At 35.2% G+C, this 24,172-nt stretch carries 28 protein-coding genes; 9 read left to right on the top strand and 19 right to left on the bottom strand.

What is annotated here, in order from left to right; all coding sequences use genetic code 11:
• The first annotated feature begins 435 nt into the window (after nucleotides 1-435).
• The 8 genes from E0W73_RS03925 (at nucleotide 436) to E0W73_RS03890 (ending at nucleotide 4,993) form a co-directional block, all read left to right on the top strand.
• The gene (locus E0W73_RS03925) at nucleotides 436-846 is read left to right on the top strand and encodes a DUF2141 domain-containing protein (protein WP_135220791.1); all 411 of its coding nucleotides are present in this window, start codon (nucleotides 436-438) and stop codon (nucleotides 844-846) included.
• A gap of 36 nt (nucleotides 847-882) precedes the next feature.
• Nucleotides 883-1,503 (top strand): hypothetical protein, encoded by a 621-nt coding sequence (locus E0W73_RS03920; RefSeq protein WP_135220790.1) that lies wholly within the window; start codon nucleotides 883-885, stop codon nucleotides 1,501-1,503.
• Between the two features lie 21 nt (nucleotides 1,504-1,524).
• Nucleotides 1,525-2,865 (top strand): histidine kinase, encoded by a 1,341-nt coding sequence (locus E0W73_RS03915; protein WP_135220789.1) that lies wholly within the window; start codon nucleotides 1,525-1,527, stop codon nucleotides 2,863-2,865.
• Nucleotides 2,865-3,101, top strand: coding sequence for a 2TM domain-containing protein (locus tag E0W73_RS03910; protein WP_135220788.1), 237 nt, complete (start codon nucleotides 2,865-2,867; stop codon nucleotides 3,099-3,101). Before E0W73_RS03915 ends, E0W73_RS03910 begins: the two co-directional genes overlap by 1 nt.
• A gap of 71 nt (nucleotides 3,102-3,172) precedes the next feature.
• Nucleotides 3,173-3,499, top strand: coding sequence for a 2TM domain-containing protein (locus E0W73_RS03905; RefSeq protein WP_135220787.1), 327 nt, complete (start codon nucleotides 3,173-3,175; stop codon nucleotides 3,497-3,499).
• A 2-nt stretch (nucleotides 3,500-3,501) separates the two neighbouring features.
• A complete protein-coding gene (locus tag E0W73_RS03900) occupies nucleotides 3,502-3,807 on the top strand; it encodes a 2TM domain-containing protein (RefSeq protein WP_244248430.1) in 306 nt (101 codons plus the stop codon).
• Between the two features lie 17 nt (nucleotides 3,808-3,824).
• Nucleotides 3,825-4,193 carry a 2TM domain-containing protein gene (locus tag E0W73_RS03895; protein ID WP_135220785.1) on the top strand — a complete coding sequence of 123 codons (369 nt, stop codon included), beginning with the start codon at nucleotides 3,825-3,827 and terminating at the stop codon, nucleotides 4,191-4,193.
• Between the two features lie 32 nt (nucleotides 4,194-4,225).
• Nucleotides 4,226-4,993, top strand: coding sequence for a LytR/AlgR family response regulator transcription factor (locus E0W73_RS03890; protein WP_135220784.1), 768 nt, complete (start codon nucleotides 4,226-4,228; stop codon nucleotides 4,991-4,993).
• Nucleotides 4,994-5,851: 858 nt separating this feature from the next.
• On the opposite strand, the gene E0W73_RS03885 is transcribed toward E0W73_RS03890, so the two are convergent.
• Genes E0W73_RS03885 through E0W73_RS03875 form a run of 3 tightly spaced genes read right to left on the bottom strand, consistent with a single transcriptional unit; the run spans nucleotide 5,852 to nucleotide 8,735 of the window.
• Nucleotides 5,852-6,877 carry a COX15/CtaA family protein gene (locus E0W73_RS03885; RefSeq protein ID WP_135220783.1) on the bottom strand — a complete coding sequence of 342 codons (1,026 nt, stop codon included), beginning with the start codon at nucleotides 6,875-6,877 and terminating at the stop codon, nucleotides 5,852-5,854.
• Nucleotides 6,874-7,248: a hypothetical protein gene (locus tag E0W73_RS03880; protein ID WP_135220782.1), complete on the bottom strand. Its 375-nt coding sequence runs from the start codon at nucleotides 7,246-7,248 to the stop codon at nucleotides 6,874-6,876. The genes E0W73_RS03885 and E0W73_RS03880 overlap by 4 nt, the downstream gene beginning before the upstream one ends.
• Nucleotides 7,248-8,735, bottom strand: coding sequence for a CCA tRNA nucleotidyltransferase (locus E0W73_RS03875; RefSeq protein WP_244248429.1), 1,488 nt, complete (start codon nucleotides 8,733-8,735; stop codon nucleotides 7,248-7,250). The genes E0W73_RS03880 and E0W73_RS03875 overlap by 1 nt, the downstream gene beginning before the upstream one ends.
• A gap of 275 nt (nucleotides 8,736-9,010) precedes the next feature.
• Between E0W73_RS03875 and yaaA the strand changes: the two genes are divergently transcribed.
• A complete protein-coding gene (gene yaaA / locus E0W73_RS03870) occupies nucleotides 9,011-9,769 on the top strand; it encodes a peroxide stress protein YaaA (protein ID WP_135220781.1) in 759 nt (252 codons plus the stop codon).
• A 173-nt stretch (nucleotides 9,770-9,942) separates the two neighbouring features.
• On the opposite strand, the gene E0W73_RS03865 is transcribed toward yaaA, so the two are convergent.
• The 16 genes from E0W73_RS03865 to E0W73_RS03790 all read right to left on the bottom strand — a co-directional run bounded on the left by E0W73_RS03865 (nucleotide 9,943) and on the right by E0W73_RS03790 (nucleotide 24,104).
• Complete coding sequence (locus tag E0W73_RS03865; protein WP_135220780.1) at nucleotides 9,943-11,532, bottom strand: DHA2 family efflux MFS transporter permease subunit; 1,590 nt, start codon at nucleotides 11,530-11,532, stop codon at nucleotides 9,943-9,945.
• A gap of 6 nt (nucleotides 11,533-11,538) precedes the next feature.
• Nucleotides 11,539-12,618 carry an HlyD family secretion protein gene (locus E0W73_RS03860; protein ID WP_135220779.1) on the bottom strand — a complete coding sequence of 360 codons (1,080 nt, stop codon included), beginning with the start codon at nucleotides 12,616-12,618 and terminating at the stop codon, nucleotides 11,539-11,541.
• 12 nt (nucleotides 12,619-12,630) lie between these two features.
• On the bottom strand, nucleotides 12,631-13,959 hold the full coding sequence (locus E0W73_RS03855; RefSeq protein WP_135220778.1) for a TolC family protein: 1,329 nt from the start codon (nucleotides 13,957-13,959) through the stop codon (nucleotides 12,631-12,633).
• Nucleotides 13,949-14,578, bottom strand: a complete 630-nt coding sequence (locus tag E0W73_RS03850; protein ID WP_135220777.1) for a TetR/AcrR family transcriptional regulator — start codon at nucleotides 14,576-14,578, stop codon at nucleotides 13,949-13,951. Before E0W73_RS03850 ends, E0W73_RS03855 begins: the two co-directional genes overlap by 11 nt.
• A gap of 148 nt (nucleotides 14,579-14,726) precedes the next feature.
• The gene (locus E0W73_RS21720) at nucleotides 14,727-14,930 is read right to left on the bottom strand and encodes a type II toxin-antitoxin system RelE/ParE family toxin (protein ID WP_394345984.1); all 204 of its coding nucleotides are present in this window, start codon (nucleotides 14,928-14,930) and stop codon (nucleotides 14,727-14,729) included.
• A gap of 103 nt (nucleotides 14,931-15,033) precedes the next feature.
• Nucleotides 15,034-15,276: a hypothetical protein gene (locus E0W73_RS03840; RefSeq protein ID WP_135220776.1), complete on the bottom strand. Its 243-nt coding sequence runs from the start codon at nucleotides 15,274-15,276 to the stop codon at nucleotides 15,034-15,036.
• A gap of 153 nt (nucleotides 15,277-15,429) precedes the next feature.
• Complete coding sequence (gene trpA / locus E0W73_RS03835) at nucleotides 15,430-16,191, bottom strand: tryptophan synthase subunit alpha (RefSeq protein ID WP_135220775.1); 762 nt, start codon at nucleotides 16,189-16,191, stop codon at nucleotides 15,430-15,432.
• A 106-nt stretch (nucleotides 16,192-16,297) separates the two neighbouring features.
• Complete coding sequence (locus tag E0W73_RS03830) at nucleotides 16,298-17,035, bottom strand: carbon-nitrogen hydrolase family protein (RefSeq protein ID WP_135220774.1); 738 nt, start codon at nucleotides 17,033-17,035, stop codon at nucleotides 16,298-16,300.
• A gap of 10 nt (nucleotides 17,036-17,045) precedes the next feature.
• Nucleotides 17,046-17,363 carry a gamma-glutamylcyclotransferase family protein gene (locus tag E0W73_RS03825; RefSeq protein WP_135220773.1) on the bottom strand — a complete coding sequence of 106 codons (318 nt, stop codon included), beginning with the start codon at nucleotides 17,361-17,363 and terminating at the stop codon, nucleotides 17,046-17,048.
• 73 nt (nucleotides 17,364-17,436) lie between these two features.
• Complete coding sequence (gene trpB / locus E0W73_RS03820) at nucleotides 17,437-18,618, bottom strand: tryptophan synthase subunit beta (protein ID WP_135220772.1); 1,182 nt, start codon at nucleotides 18,616-18,618, stop codon at nucleotides 17,437-17,439.
• 13 nt (nucleotides 18,619-18,631) lie between these two features.
• The gene (locus tag E0W73_RS03815; RefSeq protein WP_135220771.1) at nucleotides 18,632-19,264 is read right to left on the bottom strand and encodes a phosphoribosylanthranilate isomerase; all 633 of its coding nucleotides are present in this window, start codon (nucleotides 19,262-19,264) and stop codon (nucleotides 18,632-18,634) included.
• A 163-nt stretch (nucleotides 19,265-19,427) separates the two neighbouring features.
• Nucleotides 19,428-20,207 carry an indole-3-glycerol phosphate synthase TrpC gene (gene trpC, locus E0W73_RS03810; RefSeq protein ID WP_135220770.1) on the bottom strand — a complete coding sequence of 260 codons (780 nt, stop codon included), beginning with the start codon at nucleotides 20,205-20,207 and terminating at the stop codon, nucleotides 19,428-19,430.
• A 73-nt stretch (nucleotides 20,208-20,280) separates the two neighbouring features.
• Nucleotides 20,281-21,273 carry an anthranilate phosphoribosyltransferase gene (gene trpD / locus E0W73_RS03805; RefSeq protein WP_135220769.1) on the bottom strand — a complete coding sequence of 331 codons (993 nt, stop codon included), beginning with the start codon at nucleotides 21,271-21,273 and terminating at the stop codon, nucleotides 20,281-20,283.
• A gap of 115 nt (nucleotides 21,274-21,388) precedes the next feature.
• Complete coding sequence (locus E0W73_RS03800) at nucleotides 21,389-21,955, bottom strand: anthranilate synthase component II (protein WP_135220768.1); 567 nt, start codon at nucleotides 21,953-21,955, stop codon at nucleotides 21,389-21,391.
• An 82-nt stretch (nucleotides 21,956-22,037) separates the two neighbouring features.
• A complete protein-coding gene (locus E0W73_RS03795) occupies nucleotides 22,038-22,478 on the bottom strand; it encodes a hypothetical protein (RefSeq protein ID WP_135220767.1) in 441 nt (146 codons plus the stop codon).
• A 225-nt stretch (nucleotides 22,479-22,703) separates the two neighbouring features.
• Nucleotides 22,704-24,104, bottom strand: coding sequence for an anthranilate synthase component I family protein (locus E0W73_RS03790; RefSeq protein ID WP_135220766.1), 1,401 nt, complete (start codon nucleotides 24,102-24,104; stop codon nucleotides 22,704-22,706).
• Nucleotides 24,105-24,172: the final 68 nt, after the last annotated feature.

Here is a 24,172-nt window from a genome sequence, read left to right as displayed (position 1 = left end):
GGTGCTAAGGTTCTAAGCTTCTAAGCTTTCCTGAATCTTTAAGAAGAGCTTCTAAGGTTCTAAGCTGCTAAGCTTTCCTGAATCTTTAAGAAGAGGTTCTAAGGTGCTTAGGTTCTAAGCTTCTAAGCTTTCCTGAATCTTTAAAAAACTTAGAAACTTAGCCACTTAGAACCTTAGCACCTTAAAAAAACAATTCATCATCAAAAATCGACAACTCGGTAGTATTTAATTTTAAAAGAGTAAAAACCAGCATACTTTTGAAGTATAAATTAAAAGAAACAGAGTGACAAAGTAACAAAGTGACAAAGTATCCGAGTTGGAATTAACAGTTTGAAAATAAAACCTTTGCCACTTTGCCACTCTGAACCTTTAAACCTAAAAAACCTTAGAACCTCAGACCCTTAGTAACTTAGAACCTTTAAAAAAAAAGAAATCATGAGCAAAATTATTACACTTACCATGTTATTCATCTGCAGCTTAATGTCTGCTCAAAATGCTAATCTTACCGTTTCTATTTCGGGATTGAAAAACAGTAACGGAATTGTAAAAGTTGGTTTATACAATTCGGAAGGAACTTTTCTTAAAACAACTTTCAAAAGCCAGACTTCAGAAATTAAAAATAATGAAGCGACGGTAACTTTTGTGGGGATTCCTGCTGGAGAATATGCAATTTCAACTTTTCACGATGAAAACAACAACGGAATCTTAGACAAAAACATGATGGGAATTCCGTCTGAGGATTATGCCGCTTCAAACAATGCGAAAGGATTTATGGGGCCGCCTTCTTATAAAGATGCTAAATTTTCCGTCAACGGTAATTCGAAAATTACAATTACTTTTAAATAAAAATACAATCAATTAACAACCATAAAAAATAAGAAAATGAGAAATTTTATTACCGCAATCGCTTTATTTATTGTAGCAGTAAGTACTGCACAGACAAAATTTGAACAAGGAATGGGGAAAGCTTTTGCTCTTTGGAAAGAAGGAAAAAACACAGAAGCTTCGCAATTATTCGAAAGAATTGCTTCTGCTGAAAAATCGAGCTGGCTGCCAAATTACTATGTGGCTTTGGTAAACACGACCGCATCTTTTGCAGAAAAAGACAAAACAAAAGTAAATCTGATGCTTACCAAAGCGCAAGAAGCACTTGATGTCGAAATGATTAAAGATCAATCAAATTCAGAACTTTACGTATTGCAGGCTTTGATTTATACAGCTTATGTCGTTGCAGATCCAATGACAAACGGAATGAAATATTCTGCTAAAGTGATGGAAGCTTATGCTAAAGCAAAAGCCCTTGATCCAAAAAATCCGAGAGCAGTTTTTGGCGAAGCAGAATACCAATTAGGAGGAGCAAAATGGACAGGAGTAGACACAAAACCATTGTGTGTAGAGGTGAATAAAGCTATCGAACTTTTTGCTACTTTTAAACCAGAAACCGAATTTTCGCCAAAATGGGGATTAGAAAGAGCCTTGGAAGTGCAGAAAACATGCAAATAATCTAAAATTTAAATCACAGTAATGACACTAAAACCAAATTTGTTTAAAGCATTTATAGTAGGAGGAATTGTTTTTCTTTTTACATTCCTGATTCGCTTTGCGACTTACGGTTTCGAAGTTTTTCAGAAGAATCTCTTCATCTACTTTTTTTACTGTATGCTTTACAGTGTGGTTTTATATATTGTCAATGCTGCATTGTTTGAATTGCTAGATCGGGTTTTTAAAGAAGACCGTTTTTCGCCAAGACGCATCAGCGTTGGTTTTGTAAGTTCATTTTTTATTTCGCTTTTCGTTATTTTCATCCTTCGCATGTTTACGCAGGTTGTAATCGAACAGAAAACCATAATCAGTTTTCTGGCCAACGAAAGCGCAGCCGACTATGTATCATCATCTGTACTTACTTTTATTGTGTTGCTGGTTTTCCATTCGCTTCATTTTTACAAACTGTATCAGGAAAATAAGGTAACACAACAAAAAATCATTGCCGGAACAGCCAACGCAAAATTCGAAAGCTTAAAAAACCAGATTGATCCGCATTTTTTATTCAACAGCCTGAATGTTTTAAGTTCTTTAATTGAAGAAAATCCGGATAATGCACAACGATTCACCACTTCTTTATCAAAAATTTACCGCTATGTTCTGGAACAGCGTGATAAAGAATTGGTCTCTGTAGAAGATGAGCTTTCTTTTGCAAAAACTTATATGAACCTGCTGAAGATGCGTTTTGAAAACAGTTTGTTTTACGAAATTCCAACCGCAGGAATAAATCCAGATGCAAAGGTAGTACCGCTTTCCCTGCAGCTGCTGCTTGAAAATACAGTAAAACACAATGTAGTAAGCGAACAGAAACCGTTGCATATCAGAATTTTTATTGAAAAGGATTATCTGGTTATTCAGAACGATTTTCAAAAAAAAGAAGTGCTTCGGGACAGAAAAGGAGTTGGATTACAAAATATCGTTGACCGATACGGAATTGTAACCAAACGAAGAGTAATTGTTGAACAAGATGAGAAAAATTTCACCGTTAAAATTCCGATTTTAACCAAACAAATTACAGTTATGGAAACGAGTTTAGATTATAATAATGCCGAAAATAGAGCTTATTTCAGAGCTAAAAAAAGAGTCGAAGAATTAAAAGGTTTTTATGGAAATATTATTTCATACTGCTGTGTAATTCCGTTTTTAATTTTTATAAATTTGACCTATTCTCCTAAATTTCAGTGGTTTTGGTTTTCTGCAATAGGCTGGGGATTTGGAGTCGTAATGCACGCTTTTAAGGTTTTTGGCTACAGTTCGAATTGGGAAGAACGAAAAATCAGGGAGATTCTGGAAAAAGAGAACAACCAAAAAAACTGGAAATAATGAAAACTGATTTTACAGATGCAGAACGTTATTACAGGGCCCAAAAAAAAGTAAAAGAGATTAGAGGTTTTTACGAACACTTAACATTGTATCTCATTTCTAATCCGATTGTAATAGTGGTAAATCTTACAACGTCTCCAGGTTATTTTTGGTTTCTATGGTGTCTTATGGGCTGGGGACTGGCAATTGTAATACATGGTTTAAAGGTTTTCAATCTGCCTCCGTTTTTTGATTAAAAATGGGAGGAAAGAAAAATCGGTGAGATTATGGAGAAAGAGAAAAATAACACACAAAATTGGGAATAGAAATGGAAACAAATTACAACGGAAGTTACGAGTCTGAACTTCAAAAGATAGCAGCCAAAAAAGTAGCCAAACTTAAATCGTTCTATTCGCATGCACTTATTTACGCCGCAGGATTAATTCTTTATGTTTTAAACGTTTATTTTGAAGTGAAATTTAATTTCTTCCCTATTAAATATATAAACGGATTTGTAATGTGTATTTGGACAACAGCATTTTTAATTCAGGCCGTTGAGCAATTTGCCTCCTGCACGTTTTTTGGCGAGGAATGGGAACAGCGAAAAGTGAAAAGTATTTTAGAAAAAGAAAGAAAAAATCAAAAATGGGAGTAATTATGGAAAGAGATTATGTAGAAGAAGACAAATATCTTCAAGCAAAAAAGAAAGTTGAAAACATTAAAGGGTTTTATGGAAACCTGACAGCTTATATATTAGTAAATATAGTGCTGGTTTTCATTAATTTGTACACTTCTCCACAGCACTTATGGTTTTACTGGCCTTTATTATGGTGGGGAATAGGAGTAGTGATTCACGGAATGAAAGTTTTTAGTATCCTGCCTGGTTTTGGAAAAGAGTGGGAGGAAAGAAAAATCAGGGAACTGATGGAAAAAGAAAGAGATAATAAAGAAAAATGGCAATAATCTAAATTTATAAAGAAATGGGACAGTTTAGAAATCGTATGTATCAGAATTATAGAGAAGAATTTGGTTCTGATGAAAAATTTGATATCGCATACAGAAAGGTAAAGAAGCTTAAAGGTTTTTATTCGCATTTACGAATTTATATCATTATTAATTTTATTATTATTGTAGCAAGTATTAATTCGGACTTCTTTACCAGAAATATCTATGAAACAGGATTGTTTGACTGGAGAACTTATTCGACAGCATTTTATTGGGGAATCGGTTTGCTGTTTCATGCTTTTTCTGTTTTCGGTAGAGATTGGTTCTTCACCCAGGATTGGGAGCAGAAGAAAATTCAAGAATACATGAGTAAAGAACAAGCTAAAGCTGATAAATGGGAATAACTTTAAAATAATTAACCTTTTTGTATTAATACATGACAACCTTAATCATAGAAGACGAAAAACCAGCTGCGAGATTGTTGCAGCGAAAACTCGAAAAACTAGATATAAACGTACAAACTATGCTGCATTCTGTAGAAGAATCGGTAGAATGGTTTGAGAACAACAGTCATCCTGATTTGATATTTTTGGATATCCAGCTTTCAGATGGTTTGTCTTTTGAGATTTTTGAAAAAATTGATATTCAAAGCGCCATTATTTTTACAACAGCTTATGACGAATATGCGTTAAAAGCTTTTAAACTCAACAGCATCGATTACCTGCTAAAACCAATCGATGAAGATGATCTGGAAACGGCAGTCAATAAATTTAAAAGCCGTATCCCAAAAGCAGAAGCCGAAACTCAAAACTTAAAAATGGATTTTGAACAAATCCGACAAATGCTTTCCAATCCGTTTGAGAAAAGCTATAAAAAAAGATTTACCGTAAAAATCGGTCAGCATCTCAAAGTAATAAACACAGAAGAAATTGAGTGTTTTTTTAGCGAAAACAAAGGAACTTACATTCATACCTTCGAAAACCGTGATTATTTAATTGATTCGACTTTAGAAATTCTAGAACAAGAGCTCGATAAAAAGGATTTCTTTCGTGTAAGCAGAAAATTTATTGTTCCCTTAAAAGCAATCAAAGAAATTCAGGTGTACACCAATTCACGTTTAAAAGTGATTTTACCGAGTTACAAAGACGATGAGGTAGTTGTAAGCCGTGAAAAGGTACAGGATTTTAAAGCTTGGCTGGGATAGTTTTTAAAGAATGCAAAATTTTATGATGTATATATAAAATGTTCCGTTACTACGGAACTTTGTGTAGGACGGATTTACTATTCCAACGGATTAAAATCCGTTGCTACAATATATTTTTCATTCCTACGGGATTTTTTATTTTTCTCAATTACATTTTCGTTTTAAGAAGAGCCATCGGCTCGACACATTTTGTAGGGCCGGATTTTAATCCGGTTACAAAGGATGCAATGTAAACGTCATGGCGCAATACCCAAGGCACGCTATACAACAAAGAATGCAAAAAATTATGATGTATATGAAAATGTTCCGTTCCTACGGAACTTTATCTAGGACGGATTTATTATTCCAACGGATTAAAATCCGTTGCTACAATATATTTTTCATTCCTACGGAATTTTTTGTTTTTCTCAATTACATTTTCGTTTTTTAAGAAGAGCCATCGGCTCGATACATTTTGTAGGGCCGGATTTTAATCCGGTTACAAAGGATGCAATGTAAACGTCATGGCGCAATACCCAAGGCACGCTATACAACAAAGAATGCAAAAAATTATGATGTATATGAAAATGTTCCGTTCCTACGGAACTTTATCTAGGACGGATTTATTATTCCAACGGATTAAAATCCGTTGCTACAATATATTTTTCATTCCTACGGAATTTTTTGTTTTTCTCAATTACATTTTCGTTTTTTAAGAAGAGCCATCGGCTCGATACATTTTGTAGGGCCGGATTTTAATCCGGTCACAAATAGACGTCCCGAATTTAGAGAGCCATAGGCTCGGCGGATATTTTCAAGAAAATATTACCTAAAAAAAAGAGCTGAAATTTTTCAGCCCTTTTTTATGATTTAGAAATGTTATTTGCTCAAACGATGCAATGTAAATGTCATCGCGCTCAAAAGGAAAAACGCCATAATCTGGTGAATTAATCCCAATGCCAAAGGCACGCTATACAGCAAAGTAAAAACGCCAAGAAGGAATTGAATAAAAACAAAAACAACTAAAATATTGATTCCGTTAGCCTGCGTTGTCGTGAGCGAATATTTTTTGCTTTTGAAGAAAAGGAAAAGAATAACGGCAACAACCGCATAAGCAAACGTTCTGTGTACAAACTGAACTCCGCTTTTTCCTTCTATTAAATTTTTAATCAAAGAAGATTGTTCAATAAAAACCGATTCGTGAATAAACTCACCATCGCTCATTAAAGGCCAATGATTGTGAATTAATCCTGCGTTTAATCCTGCTACAAATCCACCATAAATAATTTGGATTAATAAAGCAACTAAAGCATAACGCGCAATATTTCTAAGTGGCAAAATCTTGTTGATGTTTCTTTCAGGATAAATCAAATCTAGTGCAACCCAAAGCGTATAGGCAAAAGTGATAAAAGCAAAAGTTAAGTGTAATGAAAGTCTAAAGTGACTCACATCTGGGTTATCGATTAAACCGCTGCGGACCATAAACCATCCCAAAAATCCTTGGAAACCTCCCATTGCCAAAAGCACGATGCATTTTTTGATTGTTGGAGTATCTAATCTCTTTTTGGCTAAGAAGTAAACAAAAGGAACAAAGAAAACCAAACCAATAATACGCCCGATGAAACGGTGAAACCATTCCCAGAAATAAATAAATTTGTAATCTGCTAATTGAAAATCGTTGTGAATATTGATCTTTTGATATTCAGGAAACTTTTTATATTCATCAAAAGCGGCCTGCCATTTGGCTTCTGTCATTGGCGGAAATGTGTCGGTTACCAAATGCCAGTCGGTCATCGATAAACCTGAATTGGTTAGACGTGTGATACCGCCCACAACAACCATTAAAAATAATAAAACACAACCCGATAGTAACCAAATGATTACTGATTTATTCTCTTTTTTCATTCTTTTCCGATTAATTCTATTTCTTTTGTTTTTATGTTTTTTTCTTTTAAATAAATCTTTTTTAAATAAAATTTTAGTATTAAAAAGTTTCCTATAATATTTAAAATGCCAATCGATGAAACTGCAGTAAATCTGGCTTCATAGGTGCTGTCAATCATTTGTATTTTTAGTAAGCCAGATAAAATATATTTATTAAATAAATAATAAATAAGAACAGTTGTGAAGAAAGAAACCAAACACATTATGAAAAATATTAATTTATATTTGAAGTATGTAATTTCGTTTTTCTTTAAACTTTTTATAAAAAGAATATTTGATACTGTAAAAATCAATGCAAAAAGTAATAAGAAAAAAGCTCCTACAATGTCCATTATTTTTTAAGCGTTAGATTCAATTTCTCAGCTCTTTTAATCACAAAATCATAAGCGGCCTGATATTCATTTGGAATAACACCTTCTAAAATGGCTTCTTTAACCGCTTCTTTCAAAACCCCAATTTCTCGTGAAGGTTTCAAATCAAACATTTCCATAATTTCTTCACCAGTAATTGGCGGCTGGAAATTACGGACATGATCGCGTTCTTCTACTTCTACAATTTTCTTACGGACAACTTCAAAATTCTTATGATATTTCTTGAATTTTGACGGGTTTTTGGTTGTGATATCCGCTTCGCACAAAGTCATCAAGTTTTCTACATCTTCGCCAGCATCAAAAACCAAACGGCGAACTGCGCTGTCGGTTACAATATCCTGCGCCAAAACAATCGGACGCGAACTCATGATGACCATTTTCTGAACGAATTTCATTTTATGATTCAACGGCATATGCAGACGCTCGAAGATTTTCTTTGTCATTTTTCCGCCCAAAAATTCATGCCCGTGAAAAGTCCATCCTTGTTTTTTATTGAAACGTTTGGTTGGGGCTTTCCCGATATCGTGCAATAATGCAGACCAACGAAGCCAGACATCGTCTGTATTCGGGCAGATGTTGTCGACAACTTCTAGTGTATGATAAAAGTTGTTTTTATGCGTATGTCCTTCAATTTCTTCTACTTGATTCAGAGCTGTTAACTCAGGTAAAATAATGTCAAGAAGTCCGGTTTTGTATAAAAGTAAAAATCCTGTCGAAGGCTTATCCGTCAGAAGAATTTTATTCAGTTCATCAACGATTCTTTCACCAGAAATAATCTTTATACGTTCTGCGTTTTTTGTGATGGCATTTAATGAATTTTCTTCAATTTCGAAATGCAGCTGTGTAGCAAAACGAATCGCACGTAACATCCGCAAAGGATCATCAGAATAGGTAATATCCGGATCCAATGGCGTTTTGATTGTTTTATTTTCTAAATCGGTTAATCCGTCAAAAGGATCTAAAAGATTTCCGAAATTAGTTGAGTTTAATGATAAAGCTAATGCATTGATTGTAAAATCACGACGATTCTGATCATCCTGAAGGGTTCCGTTTTCAACTATCGGATTTCGGCTGTCACGGTTATAAGATTCTTTTCGAGCACCAACAAATTCGATGTCTGTATCTTCAAAACGCAACATTGCAGTTCCGTAAGTTTTAAAAACCTGAACCTTTGGTTTATTAGGAAGCAGATCTGAAACTTTAAGAGCCAACTCGATGCCGCTCCCGACGGCCACTACATCAATGTCTTTTTTAGAACCTCGGTTTAGAAGCAAATCACGAACAAATCCGCCTATGACATAGGAATCAACTTTTAATTCTTGAGAAGCTTTCGAGATAATATCGAAGATTTTGTTTTGTAAAGCAGTTTTATAGTTTGTTTGTATCGCCACGAATTCACTAATTTTTGAGTAAAATGCATTTAAGATTTTAGTAGAAATTAAATGCATGCAAATTTACAACATAGAAAATGCCTATTATAATCTAGAGCTCACTTTTTTGAACAATTTCACATTTTGTCGTGTAGAATTTTATCAAAATGGGAATGGTTGCCACGAATTGCACGAAGTTCCACGAATTTATTTTTTCTAGCCACAAATGACAGGATTAAAAAAAATTAGTGTAATTCGTGGCAAAAAAACAATACCACAATAAAACAAATCAATAACGATAATCAATTTTTAGAAATGCAATTTGTATTTTTGAAACATAGAAAAAAGCACACATGAAAATTGTTATATCTCCTGCGAAATCACTGAATTTCGAAAAAGAATTACCAACATCTCAATATACCGAACCATCGTTCTTAAAAGAAGCCAGAGTGGTTCATAAAGTAGTCAAAACAAAAAAGCCAGCCGAATTATCAGAGCTAATGTCAATTTCAGACAAGCTAGCCGATTTAAACTGGAAACGCAATCAGGAATGGAAAACACCATTTACCCCAGAAAATGCGCGTCCGGCTGTCTATACTTTTGATGGAGATGTTTATACAGGTTTGGATGCTTATACAATTCCGTTAGAAAAATTGGATGTTCTTCAGGATAAGTTAAGAATTTTATCTGGACTTTACGGACTTCTGAAACCGCTTGATTTAATGCAGGCCTATCGTTTGGAAATGGGAACAAAAATGCCTGTAGGTGAATCTAAAAACCTTCACGAATTCTGGAAACCTGTTGTGACTAAAGCTTTAAATAAAGAATTAAAAAAAGATGAATTATTCGTGAATTTAGCTAGTAATGAATATTTTTCGGCTGTCGATGTAAAAGCTTTGAAAGTGCCTGTAATTACTCCCGATTTTAAAGATTATAAAGACGGAAAGCTAAAGATGATCAGTTTCTTTGCCAAAAAGGCGAGAGGAATGATGGTGCGTTATATTATCGACACCAATGCAGAAACCATTGATGATTTGAAAGGATTTAATTATGAAGGGTATCAGTTTGATGCAAATCTTTCAAAAGGAAATAATTTGGTTTTTACGAGATAGTTTTTTTGAGTTTCTAAGGTGCTGAGCTACTAAGGTTCTAAGGTTTTTAACTTGAAACCTGAAACTTGAAACCTGAAACTTGAAACTTGAAACCTGAAACTTGAAACAAAAAATAAAAACGCCGAGTTCAGGAATAACTCGGCGTTTTTCGTATTATAAATAATTATTAAATATTAATGCATCGCATCTGCGGGATTAACCTTATTCTTTCCTTTTTTGATGAAAAGGATGATTGGAATACAGCATAAAAACATAATTCCTAAATACATGAAAATATCCATGTAAGAGAGAACGGTACTCTGTTTTAAAATTGAATAATCTATTGCTTGATGCGCTTTTTTAAGCGCTACGTCTGCACTGAATCCTTTTGCCATGAAGGCTTGCTGCATGCCAGCAATTTTTTGTTGCACTTCAAATTTTGCAGGATCTAAATATCGTAACAAATTAACTCTATGCTCTTGGCTTAATCTTGTGATATAAGTGGTAATGATTGCGATACCGAATGAACCTCCTAATTGACGCATCATTCCTGTAAAAGCAGCTCCTTCACCAATTTGTTTTCCTTTTAATGTGGAAAGAGAAAGAGTGGTAATCGGAACGAAAAGCAATCCTAAACCAATTCCTCTCAAAATCAACGGCCAGAATAAATGTTCTGCACCTGTATCAGGAGTCATCCTGTTGTGCATGAGCAAGGTGAAGAAAAAGAATATCAAAAATCCCACTCCGACCATATAGCCCTGCGGTACCCCTTTCTGAATCATGCTTCCTACAAACGGCATCATTATGGCAGTGGTAATAGATCCCGGAATTAGCAATAAACCTGCATCCATGGCGGTCCATCCTAAAATGGATTGCGTGTAAATCGGAATGATCAATGTTGATCCGTAGAGGCCAAAACCAAGAATAAAACACATTACCGTTCCGATTCTTAAGTTTCCGTCTTTTAAAACACTTAAATTTACAATCGGATATTTGTAAGTTAGTTCTCGCCAGATAAACAATAATAATCCAAGAACTGAAACAACGCTTAAAACGATGATAGTCGAATCATTAAACCAATCATCCTGCTGTCCGTGTTCTAAAACGAATTGAAGCGATCCAATAAACGCCATCAGTAGAATAATTCCCCACCAGTCTACTTGATTTGCTTTTAGTTTTTCTCCGTATTTCGGACTTCTCACAAAGCTTATTGCCAGAATTGTAGCAATAATACCCAGCGGAATATTAATGTAAAATATATAAGGCCAAGAGTAAGTATCTACTAGATATCCTCCCAAAGGCGGTCCTAAAGTTGGTCCCACGATTACACCCATTCCGTAAATAGCTTGCGCCATACCACGTTTGGCTACAGGATAACTTTCTGTAATAATCGTCTGTGCAGTTACTAAGAGAGCACCGCCGCCCATTCCTTGAACAAACCTAAAAGCTACGAGTTCCCATATATTTGTGGCATTACCGCATAAAAAAGAACAGACCGTAAAAATTATAATAGAAGCTACAAAGTAATTACGTCGTCCAAATTGCTGCGAGAGCCAGCTCGTCATTGGGATTACGATAACATTCGCGATTGCGTATGCCGTAATTACCCACGCCACATCGGTAAGGGTAGCACCAAGGCTCCCTCGCATATGTGTCAGCGCTACGTTTACAATCGTGGTATCTACAATTTCAAGCAGTGCACAAAGCACTGCTGTGATTGTAATGACAACACGTCTGAAGCCGTATTCTACTAAATCATCTTCTGATTGTACTGCTGTTGCCATTTAATCTTATTTCAAGTGTACGTCTACATCAACATTCATCCCTGGTCTTAAAAGTTTTACTTTTTCAGGATCGTTTGTTTCATCTAGACTGATTTTTACTGGTAATCTTTGAATTGTTTTTACGAAGTTTCCTGTTGCATTGTCAGGAGGCAATAAAGAAAAACGTGATCCGGTTGCAGGCGAAAAAGAAGTCAGCGTTCCTTTAAATTCGTAGTTTGGATACGCATCTACCTTTAAGCTCACTTTTTGGCCGATTACCATTTTGTTTAATTGTGTTTCTTTAAAGTTGGCCACAACCCAAGCTTCATTATTGTTGATGATATAAAACAAAGACTGTCCTGGCTGTACCAATTGTCCTGGCTGTATATCAACTTTAGAGACCTGACCATCAATTGCGGCAGTTACAACTGTATACGAAAGATTTAATTTGGCAACATCAAGCATTGTTTGTGCTTTTTTGATGTTTGCAGCAGCCACTTCTGTCTGTTTGTCAGATACTTTTGATTTTGACTGAATAACCGATTTTTGGTAAGAACTTGCTCTTTGCTGTTGTTCTAATACACGAACTTGGTTTTCGGCTTCGTCTTTTGCAGCTTGAGCCTGCTCAAATTGCTGTTTGGTAATAGTATGCGTTTTATATAAGTTATTGTAACGGTTGAAATCGTTGGTAAGCTGTCTCAATCTAATTTTTGCGCTTTCGATAGAACCTGTAGCAGATCTCATTTGAGCGTCTGAAACCGAAATACTTGCGTTCGCACTTCCAATGTCTGCTTTTGCAGCTTCATATTGTCCTTCAGCTCCCAAAAGTGCGGCATTTGCCTCATCAATCTTCAACTGATAATCTCTTTTATCAATTGTAAAGAGTGTATCACCTTTCTTTACATAATCATTATCTTTCACATAAACTTTGCTGATGTATCCTGAAACTCTTGGTATAATCGGATTCATTTTTTTCTCAATCTGCGCGTCATCTGTTTCTTCATGAGCCAATGAGTGCATGTATTTTGAGATTCCGTAAGTTCCGCCCACTAAAACCATAACGGTTAGTATGATAATGAATTTTTTATTTGTTTTTTTCTTTTCCATGAGAGCTATAGATTATATTTTTGAAAGATTGAATGATTGTGATAATTGTCCTGATACTGAAAGTAATTCGTAATATTTTTGAATGATGGTTGCTTTTGATAATGCCGTGTTGATTTTTGCACTCAAATGCTCAACATCTGCTTCAACCAAATCATTGGTGTCAGATAAACCGTTGTCGAATTTGTCTTTTACCAATCTGTAATTTTCTGCTGCCTGCTGAAGTGCTTCATCGTAAACGACACTTTGATTGATTGCTAAGTCATAGTCTTCGATAGATTTTTGAACTTCAACTTTAATACGGTCTGTCAAAATAGCTTCTGAATTTTTTACTTCAAGAGCTTTGCTTTCAGCTTCTTTTACATGTGCATTGTTTTTTAAGATTCCAGATAAATCATAAGATAAACCAACTCCAAAATTCATTGCATATTTAACTGTAATAAAATCTTTCAAATCCAAAGCGGTGTAGCCTCCCAATAAAGCAAGCGACGGATAATATCCTGCTCTCGCAATTTTGATATTTGCTTCGCTGGCTTTTGACTGAAAACGAAGCGCTTCTAAATCTTTTCTGTTTTCAAGTGCCAAAGCATCAGATGTAGGGGCATTGCTTGTTTTCAAATTAAAGAAATCTGCTTCATTAACTTCTAGTTTAACAGACGGCTCTAATTTAAGCAATGTTGTCAGATAAAAATTGATGTTATTGATATTATTATTAGCTTCATCGATAGATAATTGCGTTTTCGAAACCAGTAACTGTGCTTTCAATAAATCATTTCTCGGAATAATTCCGTTTTTCTCTAATTCCGTAAAATCGGTAACACGTTGTTTAGCTTGCTTCTGGTTTTCGTTTAAAAGATCTAATGTCTTTTGAGCCTTGTACAATGCAGTATAATACGTGATTACTCTAAGAGCAACATCTTCTTTTGTTTTGGCTGCATTTGCCGTTTCTGCTTCGTACAAATTATCATAGGCATTGATGCTGTTTTGGATTTTAAATCCGGAGAAGATTGGCAGACTAAGATTTGCCATTCCCAGCATCGCTTGATCCGGAGAAGGCATCGGTTCGGAAGAACTCGCCTGATCTCCGTTGTGCAGGTCAATAGAAGCTTTTGTTAATCGCTGGTATTGGCCCGAAATTTTTAAATCAGGATATTGGTTATTTTTAACCGACTGCAGTTCGTATTTTTTTGAGTTTACCTTAGTATTGGCAAGCGCAACTTCATTGCTCTTTTCCCAAGCCATTTTTACGGCTTCATCTAAAGTTAAACTTGTTTTCTCTTGTGCTTCTATTGAAGATATTCCGATAAAGAAAACTCCAAAGAGCATTAATTGACTAATTTTCATAAACAAGTAGCGCTTTTATAGTTTGTTGAATGTGCTTTGTGAGACTGGTTTTGATGTAATTGTTGTACAGTTCTTCTGTATGTAAATTCAGTAATTCGACAAAGAAAGATTTATTCATATGGAAATGAAAAAACGTTCCGATGATAGTGGGAGTAATGAGCGGAATAATGACATCTTTTCTGAAAACGCCTTTAGACTGTCCTTGTGCAATGATGCTTTCTACAGATTTTAAGTTTCCTTTTTTAAGTTCTGTAAAAGCGGCCATGCTTTTCTCTTTCTTTTTGGAGTTGATTTCAAAATGCAAAACCCTGAAAATCCCTTTGTTGCAGCTGATTCTGTTGATGTAGATTTCAATCAGTTTGTTGACTTTTTCAATCGGTTCCAAATCTTCCTGAAGCAGATTTTCAAGTTTTAATCTTAAATCAGAAGTTTTGTAGATGATTAAAGATTCGAGTAGATTATCTTTCGAACCAAAATAATACGAAACCATCGCAATATTTATTTTGGCCTCTTTGGAGATGTCCCGTATAGAAGTTCCCTCAAATCCTTTTTCAGAAAACAGCCGTTCTGCAACTGTAAGAATCTGAATTTTTTTGTCGTTTAATTCGATGTTTGACATGATAGTGTTTCTAATCGAATGCAAAATTAAACACTTGTTTAATTTAAACGCTTGTTTAATTTTGTTTTAACATAATATTAACATAAAACGCTGTAGTTGAAATATGCTAACTTGATATAGAATTTAAGGAAGTGAAATTGAGCTAGATTTATTTCCCAAGCCTAAGTTTTGCAGGGTTTTGTCTGGTATCGAAAATGTTGGCAATAAAGACAATACGCCTGTCTTCATCTATCCAATAGATAATTTTGTAATTTTTAAAAACTAAATATCTAAAATCTTCTTCCCTATTAGATAAAAGATTTTCTTTTTGCCCAGCATAGGTATTAGTTTCTAGAGAAAGGGAAGTATCAATTATTCCATTGACTAATTTTTGAGCAATTCCGATTCCAGCTTAAATTTGTAATATTTAAATATGTCATCGAGTTTATCTTGTGCTAACTGTGTCCAATATACAGTTAATCCCATTTTTGAATTTTTGATTTGAGATCTTTTGCAGAAATTATTCTGCCATTTTTTGCATCATCGAGCGATTGGTCAATCTCTTTATTAAATTGCTCTATACTCATTGATTTCATTTCTCGAGCTAGCAATTCAACTTTTTGTGTATGAAGAAGATTTTCAAGACGGATAACTATTTCCTCACTTTGAAGTCTTAAGAATTCTTGGATAAACGATATTTTGCGAGTTTCTAAATCCATGATGTTTAATTTTTTTAAAGATACAAAATCAGACAAAATGTTTTAGGTCTATATTTCTTCTATTGTTAAAGTTCTTTTGGTAGACTTATAAATTTTAAATATTCAAGCGACATTTTAAATTTAATGCCGCTTGAATATTCGTATAACAATGTCTTATCGAATCCCTCCAACAAACTCTTCAATCTTCCTACTTCCGCTTTCGCTTAAATGTTTAATAAAAGCGCTTCCGATAATCGCTCCTTTCGCATATTTTGTAGCTTGATTAAAGGTCTCTTTGTTCGAAATTCCGAAACCAACGATTTGAGGGTTTTTCAAGTTTAATTTTGCAATTCTTTCAAAGTAATTTTCCTGAACGTCTCCAAAACCACTTTGAGAACCCGTAACGCTTGCAGAACTTACCATATAGATAAATCCGTTCGAAACGCTGTCGATAAAACGAATACGTTCATCAGAGGTCTGTGGCGTAATCAAAAACACGTTTATTAAACCGTATTTTTCGAAAATCGATTTGTATTCGTCTGCGTAAACATCAACAGGAAGATCCGGAATAATTAAACCGTCAATTCCGATTTCGGCGCATTTTTTACAAAAAGCCTCAACACCATATTGTAACATCGGATTAAAATATCCCATGATAATCAACGGAATTTTCACGCTTTCGCGGATGTTCTGCAGCTGATCAAAAAGAATTTGAGTGGTCATTCCGTTATGTAGCGCCTGAGTCGAACTCGCCTGAATTGTAGGTCCGTCTGCCAAAGGATCGCTGAAAGGAAGCCCGATTTCGATTAAGTCGACCCCGTTTTTTTCTAAATCCTGAATAATCTGTACCGTATCATTTAGATTAGGATATCCGGCAGAGAAATAAATCGAAAGTATCTTTTTATCTTCTCCTAATTTTTGAGTTATTCTGTTCATTTTTAGTATATTTTTCCCCTGCAAGGTTTTCAAAACCTTGTAGGTATTTTTATGTTTTTTAAGTGATTTATACCTACAAGGTTTTGTAAAACTTGCAGGATTTATGCTAAGCGATAATAACTTTTGTTGTCCAAGTATCATTTACTTTTTCAACCAATAATAATCCAGAGTCTGAATCATTCATCTGGCCAATTAATTCTCCTTTGTTGTTCCAAAAAGCACTTTGTCCTGCTGATGGCGATCCCCAAGATTCTCCGCTGAAATTCGACATCAAAACATTGATTTTGTGTTTTTCGGCATAATTTTGCAGATTTTTATAAGCGCTCGGAATTCCGTTCGGCGAGAAGAAAATACTGGCTATATAAATATCTGTATCTCTGTTGCTTGCTTTTTCAGGATGTTCAGAATGATAAATATCAGCACAAATAGCAAAAGAGATATTTTGATCTTCTATAGTAATCATCGGGTCATAATCAAAGGAGGATTGAAAGAATTCGTCTTCACCTTCATGTAGAAATTGTTTTGTGTAGATTGATACCGAATCATCCGGAGCAATAATAAATTCGCCAATATACATTTTCGAATCGATAACGACTGGAGCTCCAACAACAATTACGATATTATTTCTAACGGCTAATTCTTTTAAATGATCGATTCTATAATCATCTTCTGTAAAAACTAAAGCTTCTGCATGTTCTCTTTCATAGCCAGTAATCGACAATTCTGGAAAGACAATCAAATTTACGTCGTTTTGAGCCGCCAATTCAATAAGATGATAATGATTCAATAAATTAGCAGATATATCTCCGCGTTTTGGTTTTGTTTGTGCTGCAGCTAAAATCATTTTCTATACATTAATTTTCGATATAAACCCAAGCCGTCGCTCCAGACTGTAAAGTTACCTGGACTCTTCTGTAAGCATTTGATTCAAATAAATCTACTTTAGCAAAATCTGCAGTCGTAATATTGAAAACAACACCATGTATAACATCGGTAGGATTTTCGCTTGCTACTGCAACTACATAATCAGCCATTCCAAATTCTTCCTCTATTTTGAGGCTTTTTAACTTATATCCTAACAGCTGATCTGCAGTGCCAGTTAGTATTTTATTAAAAAGACGCATTTGAATTTCTTTTGATCGTAAAGTTCCGTATGAGAATAACTTTTCCATAATTACTTATTTTTCTCTTTAATTGTTGTGGTTTGATACCTATTTTGAGTGTTATTCAAAAGTATAACTTTTATTACAATTTAAAATATTCTATATAATTATCTAAATCTTTATCTCCACGACCAGAAAGGCTGATTACGACAACGTCGGTTGGTTTGAATTTCTTTTGATCTAAAACAGCAAAGGCATGCGCACTCTCGATAGCCGGAATAATTCCTTCCAATTTGGTCAATTGAAGCCCTGCGTTCATCGCATCATCGTCGGTAACAGAGAAAAATTCTCCTCTTCCTGATTGCGCCAAATGTGCGTGCAAAGGCCCAACTCCAGGATAGTCTAATCCTGCCGAAATAGAATAAGGTTCTGTAATTTGTCCGTCTGTAGTTTGCATTAAAAGCGTTTTGCAACCGTGTATAACACCAACTTTTCCTAATTTGCTGGTGGCAGCGCTATGCCCGCTGTCAACACCTTTCCCAGCAGCCTCAACAGCAATGATGCCAACTTCTGGTTCGTGCAGAAAGTGGTAATACGTTCCTGCGGCGTTACTTCCTCCGCCGATACATGCTACCACATAATCAGGATTTTCACGACCCTCTTTTTCTTTTAACTGCCATTTGATTTCTTCGGAAATAATACTCTGAAAACGGGTTACCATATCCGGATAAGGATGAGGCCCAATTGCCGATCCAATGATATAATGGGTATCAACAGGATTGTTGATCCAATCGCGGATTGCTTCGTTTGTGGCATCTTTTAAAGTTCTTGAACCCGAAAGTGCCGGACGAACTTCTGCACCTAGCATTTTCATACGTGCCACGTTTGGTGCCTGACGCGCAATGTCGATTTCGCCCATGTAGACAATACATTCAATTCCCATAAGCGCACAAACTGTTGCGGTTGCCACGCCATGTTGCCCAGCGCCAGTTTCGGCAATAATTCTTTTTTTGCCTAAACGTTTTGCTAGTAAAATTTGTCCAATAGTATTGTTTACTTTGTGGGCTCCGGTGTGATTTAGATCTTCTCTTTTTAGGTAAACTTTGGTATTGTACTTTTCCGATAAACGTTTTGCAAAATACAGCGGACTCGGGCGTCCTACGTAATCTTTCAGCAATTGGTTAAACTCTGCTTTAAAATCAGGCTCGTCCATTATGCTTAAGTATTTCTGGCGTAATTCTTCTACATTTGGATATAACATTTCAGGAATGTAAGCTCCTCCAAATTCTCCGTAATATCCTTTTTCATTGACGTTAAAACTCATTTTTTTATAAATTTTAAATGTTTACAATTTCAAATTTGCGTTTAAAATTGCTTAATAGATTTTTATTTTTTAGCCCTGGTTCGATTTCAAATTTACTATTTACATCGACCGCATAAATCGGCAGTTTGGTTTTTGAAATCTCTTCAATGGCTCTTAATTCGTTCATCCCGATACCGCCACTTAGAAAAAACGGCTTTTGAGAATTGTATTTTTTTAAGATGCTCCAGTCAAAAGTTGTTCCGTTGCCGCCTGGCAGTTTTCCTTTGGTGTCAAATAGAAAATAATCACAGACATTTTCAAACGGTTTTATTGTTTCGAAATCAAAAGTTTCATCAGCCGAAAATACTTTAATAATCTCGATTTTCTTAGGAAGTTTTGCTTTTAATTCTGAACAAAATTCAACTGATTCTTCTCCATGAAGCTGAACGGCTTGTAAATTGTATTTTTCGACTTTCTCTAGAATTTCTTCCTGACTTTGATTGACAAAAACTCCAGTTTTTTTGATTGTTTTTATCAATTCGGGAACATTCCCGTTGCAATATCTAGCGGACTTTTCCCAGAAAATAAATCCCATATAGTCGGGCAGGAGCGAGCCTACTTCGAGGATGTTTTCTGGATATTTCATACCGCATATTTTAAGTTTCATTTTTTATTTGTTTTTTGCCACGAAGGCGCTAAAGACACTGAGTTTTTTTTCTTTTTGCCGCAAAGACACAAAGGCACAAAGTTTTTTTATTTTTTTGCCACGAATTACACTAATCTCCACGAATTGAATTAGCGTAATTTGTGAAATTCGTGGCAAACTAAATTTAAAGCTGTTTAATAAAATCCGTTGCGGCTTGTCCTGCGTTGTCGGTTTTCATGAAGTTTTCTCCAATTAAAAAACCTTTATAACCATAAGGTTTTAATTCTTGAATGGCTTCGATTGATGAAATACCGCTCTCGGAAACTTTTACAAAATCATTCGGAATCTGCGATGCCAATTCTTTGCTGAAATCTAAGCTTACTTCAAACGTTTTTAGGTTTCTGTTATTCACTCCAATCATGTCTAAAGTCGGCATAATTGACTTTTCAAGTTCTTCTTGATTGTGAACTTCCAGCAAAACTTCTAAACCTAATTTCTTCGCAAATTCTGATAAAGATTTGATTTCATCGCGGGTTAAAACCGCTGCGATTAACAAAATCAAATCAGCTCCGTGTGCTTTTGCTTCTAAAATCTGGTATTCGTCTACAATAAATTCTTTTCGCAAAAGCGGAATATTTACTGAAGCTCTGGTCAAAAGCAAATCGTCTAAAGACCCGCCGAAATATTTTCCATCGGTTAAAACAGAAATGCCACAAGCACCGGCATCTTCATACCCTTTTACCACTTCTTCAACCGTAAAATTATTGTTGATGATTGATTTTGAAGGCGAACGACGTTTGTGTTCTGCAATAATTCCGGAATTGCTTTCTTTTAATTTCTGACTAAGAGAAATGGTTTGTTTTCCAAAAAATACTGAAGCTTCCAATTGAGAAACCGGAATAATTGATTTCTTCAGAACAACTTCTCTTTTTTTATCGATTATTATTTTATCTAAAATGTTCATTGTTGTTGTTTTGCCACGAAGTCACAAAGACGCAAATTAATTTGTGCTAATTCGTGAAATTTGTGTTTGTTTTTTATTTACTTAATTCTTGTAGTTTCTGTAAAGCTTTTAATCCTTTTCCAGAAAATAAACTTTCTTTTGCCAATTCAAATCCTTCTTGCGGAGAACATTTGTTAACCGTTGCAATCGCCATTGCTGCATTGGCACAAACCACATTATTCTGTGCATCGTTTCCTTTTCCTGAAATAATATTCGTAAAAATTTCTGCCGATTCTTCAATTGTTTTTCCGCCTTCAATTTCGGTTTGAGATAAAAGGCGTACGCCAAAATCTTCTGGTTTTATCATGCCTTCCATATTGCTGGTGATGATTTTTGTCGGACCTGTCAACGAAATTTCGTCATATCCGTCAAGCGAATGAAGAATGGTAAAGTTCGTATCTGTATTTTGATACAAGTATGCGTACATTCTAGCCAACTCTAGATTGAAAACTCCAACCAATTGATTTTGTGGAAACGCCGGATTTACCATTGGTCCCAACATATTAAAGAAGGTTTTTACCGCCAATTCTTTTCGGATTGGTCCGACATTTTTCATAGCTGGGTGAAATAGGGGAGCGTGCAAAACGCAGATTCCGGCCTGATCGATACATTTTTCTAAGAAATCGGGATCGTTACTGAATTTTATTCCCATTTTTTCCATTACGTTGCTTGATCCAGAAATCGATGAAACTCCGTAGTTTCCGTGTTTTGCCACTTTTATTCCGGCTCCAGCCGAGACAAAAGAAGCTAAAGTCGAAATATTGAAAGTATCTTTGCCGTCACCGCCCGTTCCGCATAAATCGATTGTGTTGTATGCTGATAAATCAACACGAATGCATAATTCTAATAAAGCTTCACGAAATCCTGAAAGTTCATCGATTGTTATGCTTCGCATCATAAAAACGGTCAAAAATGCCGAGATCTGGCTTGGATTGTATTGACCGCTTGAAATATTAATCAAAACGTTTTTTGCCTCTTCTTTAGAAAGTACTTCGTGATTGATTAATTTGTTTAATATAGTTTTCATTTTTTTTTAAGATTCTAAGTTGCTAAGGTTCTGAGATGCTAAGATTTGTTTCAGGTTTCAAGTTTCAGGTTTCAGGTTTCACGTTCCAAGAACCTGAAACTTGAAACAAAAAAAATTAACTCTTAATCCAATTCTCTAAGATCCTTTTTCCGTTTGGGGTTAAAACGCTTTCTGGGTGAAACTGAACACCTCTTACATCATAATTTTTGTGACGCAAAGACATGATTTGTCCATTTTCGTCAACAGAAGTTGCTTCTAAATCTTGTGGTAAATTGGAATCGACAACCCAAGAGTGGTATCTTCCTACTTCGAATTCGGTTCCTAATCCTTCAAATAAAATTTCGTCTGAAACTACTGTTTTTACATTTGTCGAAACGCCGTGATACACTTTATCAAGGTTCGATAGTGTTCCGCCGAAAACTTCACCAATTGCTTGCTGTCCTAAACAAACGCCCAAAATGCTTTTTGTTGGACTGTATTTTTCGATTACTGCTTTTAATAAACCCGCTTCGTCTGGAATTCCAGGTCCAGGAGAAAGCAATATTTTTTCGAAAGAAGCGATTTCATCAATTTCGAATTCGTCGTTTCTGTAAACGGTTACTTCGCAGTTCAAATCTTCTAGATAGTGCACTAAATTGTAAGTGAAGCTATCGTAATTGTCTATAACTAAAATCTTTTTCATTTTTTTTAAGTTTCTAAGTTGCTAAGGTTCTGAGACACTAAGTTTTTTACTGAAAACTGAGACTGAGACTGGCAACTAAATTTTATTTTTCTCGAACGTATTTCTCAATTATAATATGATCTACGCCTAATTTTTCTACTTTTTCTATTCCTTTTTGAATTAGAGTGTCGTTTTGGACTTTCACTATAAATTCGAATTTGTTGTTTTCCCAGTCGCGGTTGTTGAAATATTCCAGATTTTCGGTGTAAATGCTGTCTTTCAAAGTATATTTTCCGCCTCCTGCGAAGTACAATGCTGTGGTGGAATCTTTTCCGTTTTTTAAATCATGATTCAAAAAAGCAAAATGTGTTTCATTTATAATCTTAATCATTTTGGTGTTTGCATTAAAAGTCGAAAAAGTCGAATCCTTATCTGTCGTTTCAGCTGATACTAGACGCCAAGTCCCGATAATTGGATTTTTCTTCTCAGAATTACAAGCTGAAATTGTACTAATTAAAATTAAAACTGAAATTGCTTTTTTCATGGTTTTTGGTTTGTTTGTTAGTTGTTTCAAGTTTCAGGTTTCAGGTTTTGTCAATCTTTGTCTCCAACGGTTGGAAACCGTTGGCTATATTTCTAAATTATTCCTTATAATCTGCTTTTCAAACATAGCTCGTTTCAACCTCAAGGACATATTGCTTATCATGGAGTGATATAGTAACTGCGACTGATAATTTGACTGAACACTAAAAAAACAGAACACTGATTACTAAATTTTCTCTGCCATCTCCAGCGCTGTATTCAAAGCTCTTAATTTATTGTAGACTTCCTGCATTTCGCTTTCTTCATCAGAACTTGCTACGATTCCGGCGCCAGCCTGACAATGCAATTGGTGGTTTTTAGAAAGGAAAGTTCGGATCATGATTGCGTGGTTAAAATTCCCCTCAAAATCCATAAAGCCAATTGCGCCTCCGTAGAAATTACGATTTGTTTTTTCATAATCTTCAATTAACTGCATCGCTCTGTGTTTAGGCGCACCGCTTAAGGTTCCGGCCGGAAAAGTATCGGCAACGACCTGCATGGTTGTCGCTTTTTCGTGCAAATGGCCTGTAACTTTTGAGACTAGATGAATTACATGAGAGAAAAACTGCACTTCTCTGTATTTTTCCACATTTACATCATGTCCGTTGCGACTTAAATCGTTTCTGGCCAAATCGACCAGCATTACATGTTCGCTGTTTTCTTTTTTGTCTTCAGAAAGCTCTTTGGCCAAAAGCGCATCGCGTTCGTCATTTCCCGTTCTTTTGAAAGTTCCAGCGATTGGATGAATTTCGGCTTTTCTGTTTTTTACAATGATTTGCGCTTCTGGAGAAGAACCGAATATTTTGAAATCTCCATAATCAAAGAAGAATAAATACGGAGATGGATTAATACTTCTTAAAGCTCTATAAACGTTGAATTCGTCTCCTTTGAAACCTTGGGTAAAGCGGCGTGATAAGACCAATTGAAAAACGTCGCCACGGAAACAATGTTTTTTGGCTAAAGCCACATTATGCTTGAATTCTTCGTCGGTTAAATTTGAAAAACCTTCGCCTTCTTTGGTAAATTTATAAGAAGCGATATTTCTGGATTGCAGTAATTGCTCGATTTCGGCAATATTATTTTTTCCGTCTACGCTGTGGCAGAAAATGTACGCTTCATTCTTAAAGTGGTTGATGGCAATGATGTTTTGATACACCGCATAAAACACATCTGGAATTGAAGTCGCATTGTCTTTTTTTGCAATCGAAACTTTTTCAAAATAACGAACGGCATCATAAGAAATGTAGCCAAATAATCCGTTGTTTATGAATTTGAAATCGTTTTTCTCTGATTGAAATTTAGCCGAAAACTGCTGGATTACTTCAGGAATATTTGTGGAAGCATCGATTGAAATAGTTTCTGAACTTCCGTCCGGAAATGTTTTTGAGATTACTTCGTTTTCGATTTTGATAGTAGCAATCGGATTGCAGCAGATATAAGAAAAACTGTTGTCATTTCCGTGATAGTCACTACTTTCCAACAATAAGCTGTTTGGGAATTTATCTCTTATCTTAAAATAAATACTTACTGGCGTAATGGTGTCTGCCAGAATTTGTTTGTAGTGTGTGTTGAGTATAAAAGGTTTCAAAGTATATAGATTTTATTTTTTTTCTACTGTTTAGGTGTTTCAATTTTAATCCAAAAAAAAAGGCTTGT

Origin of the sequence: Flavobacterium foetidum, assembly GCF_004634245.1 — a bacterium.
Classification (GTDB): Bacteria; Bacteroidota; Bacteroidia; order Flavobacteriales; family Flavobacteriaceae; genus Flavobacterium; species Flavobacterium foetidum.
This window is presented reverse-complemented; position numbering and strand designations above follow the sequence as displayed.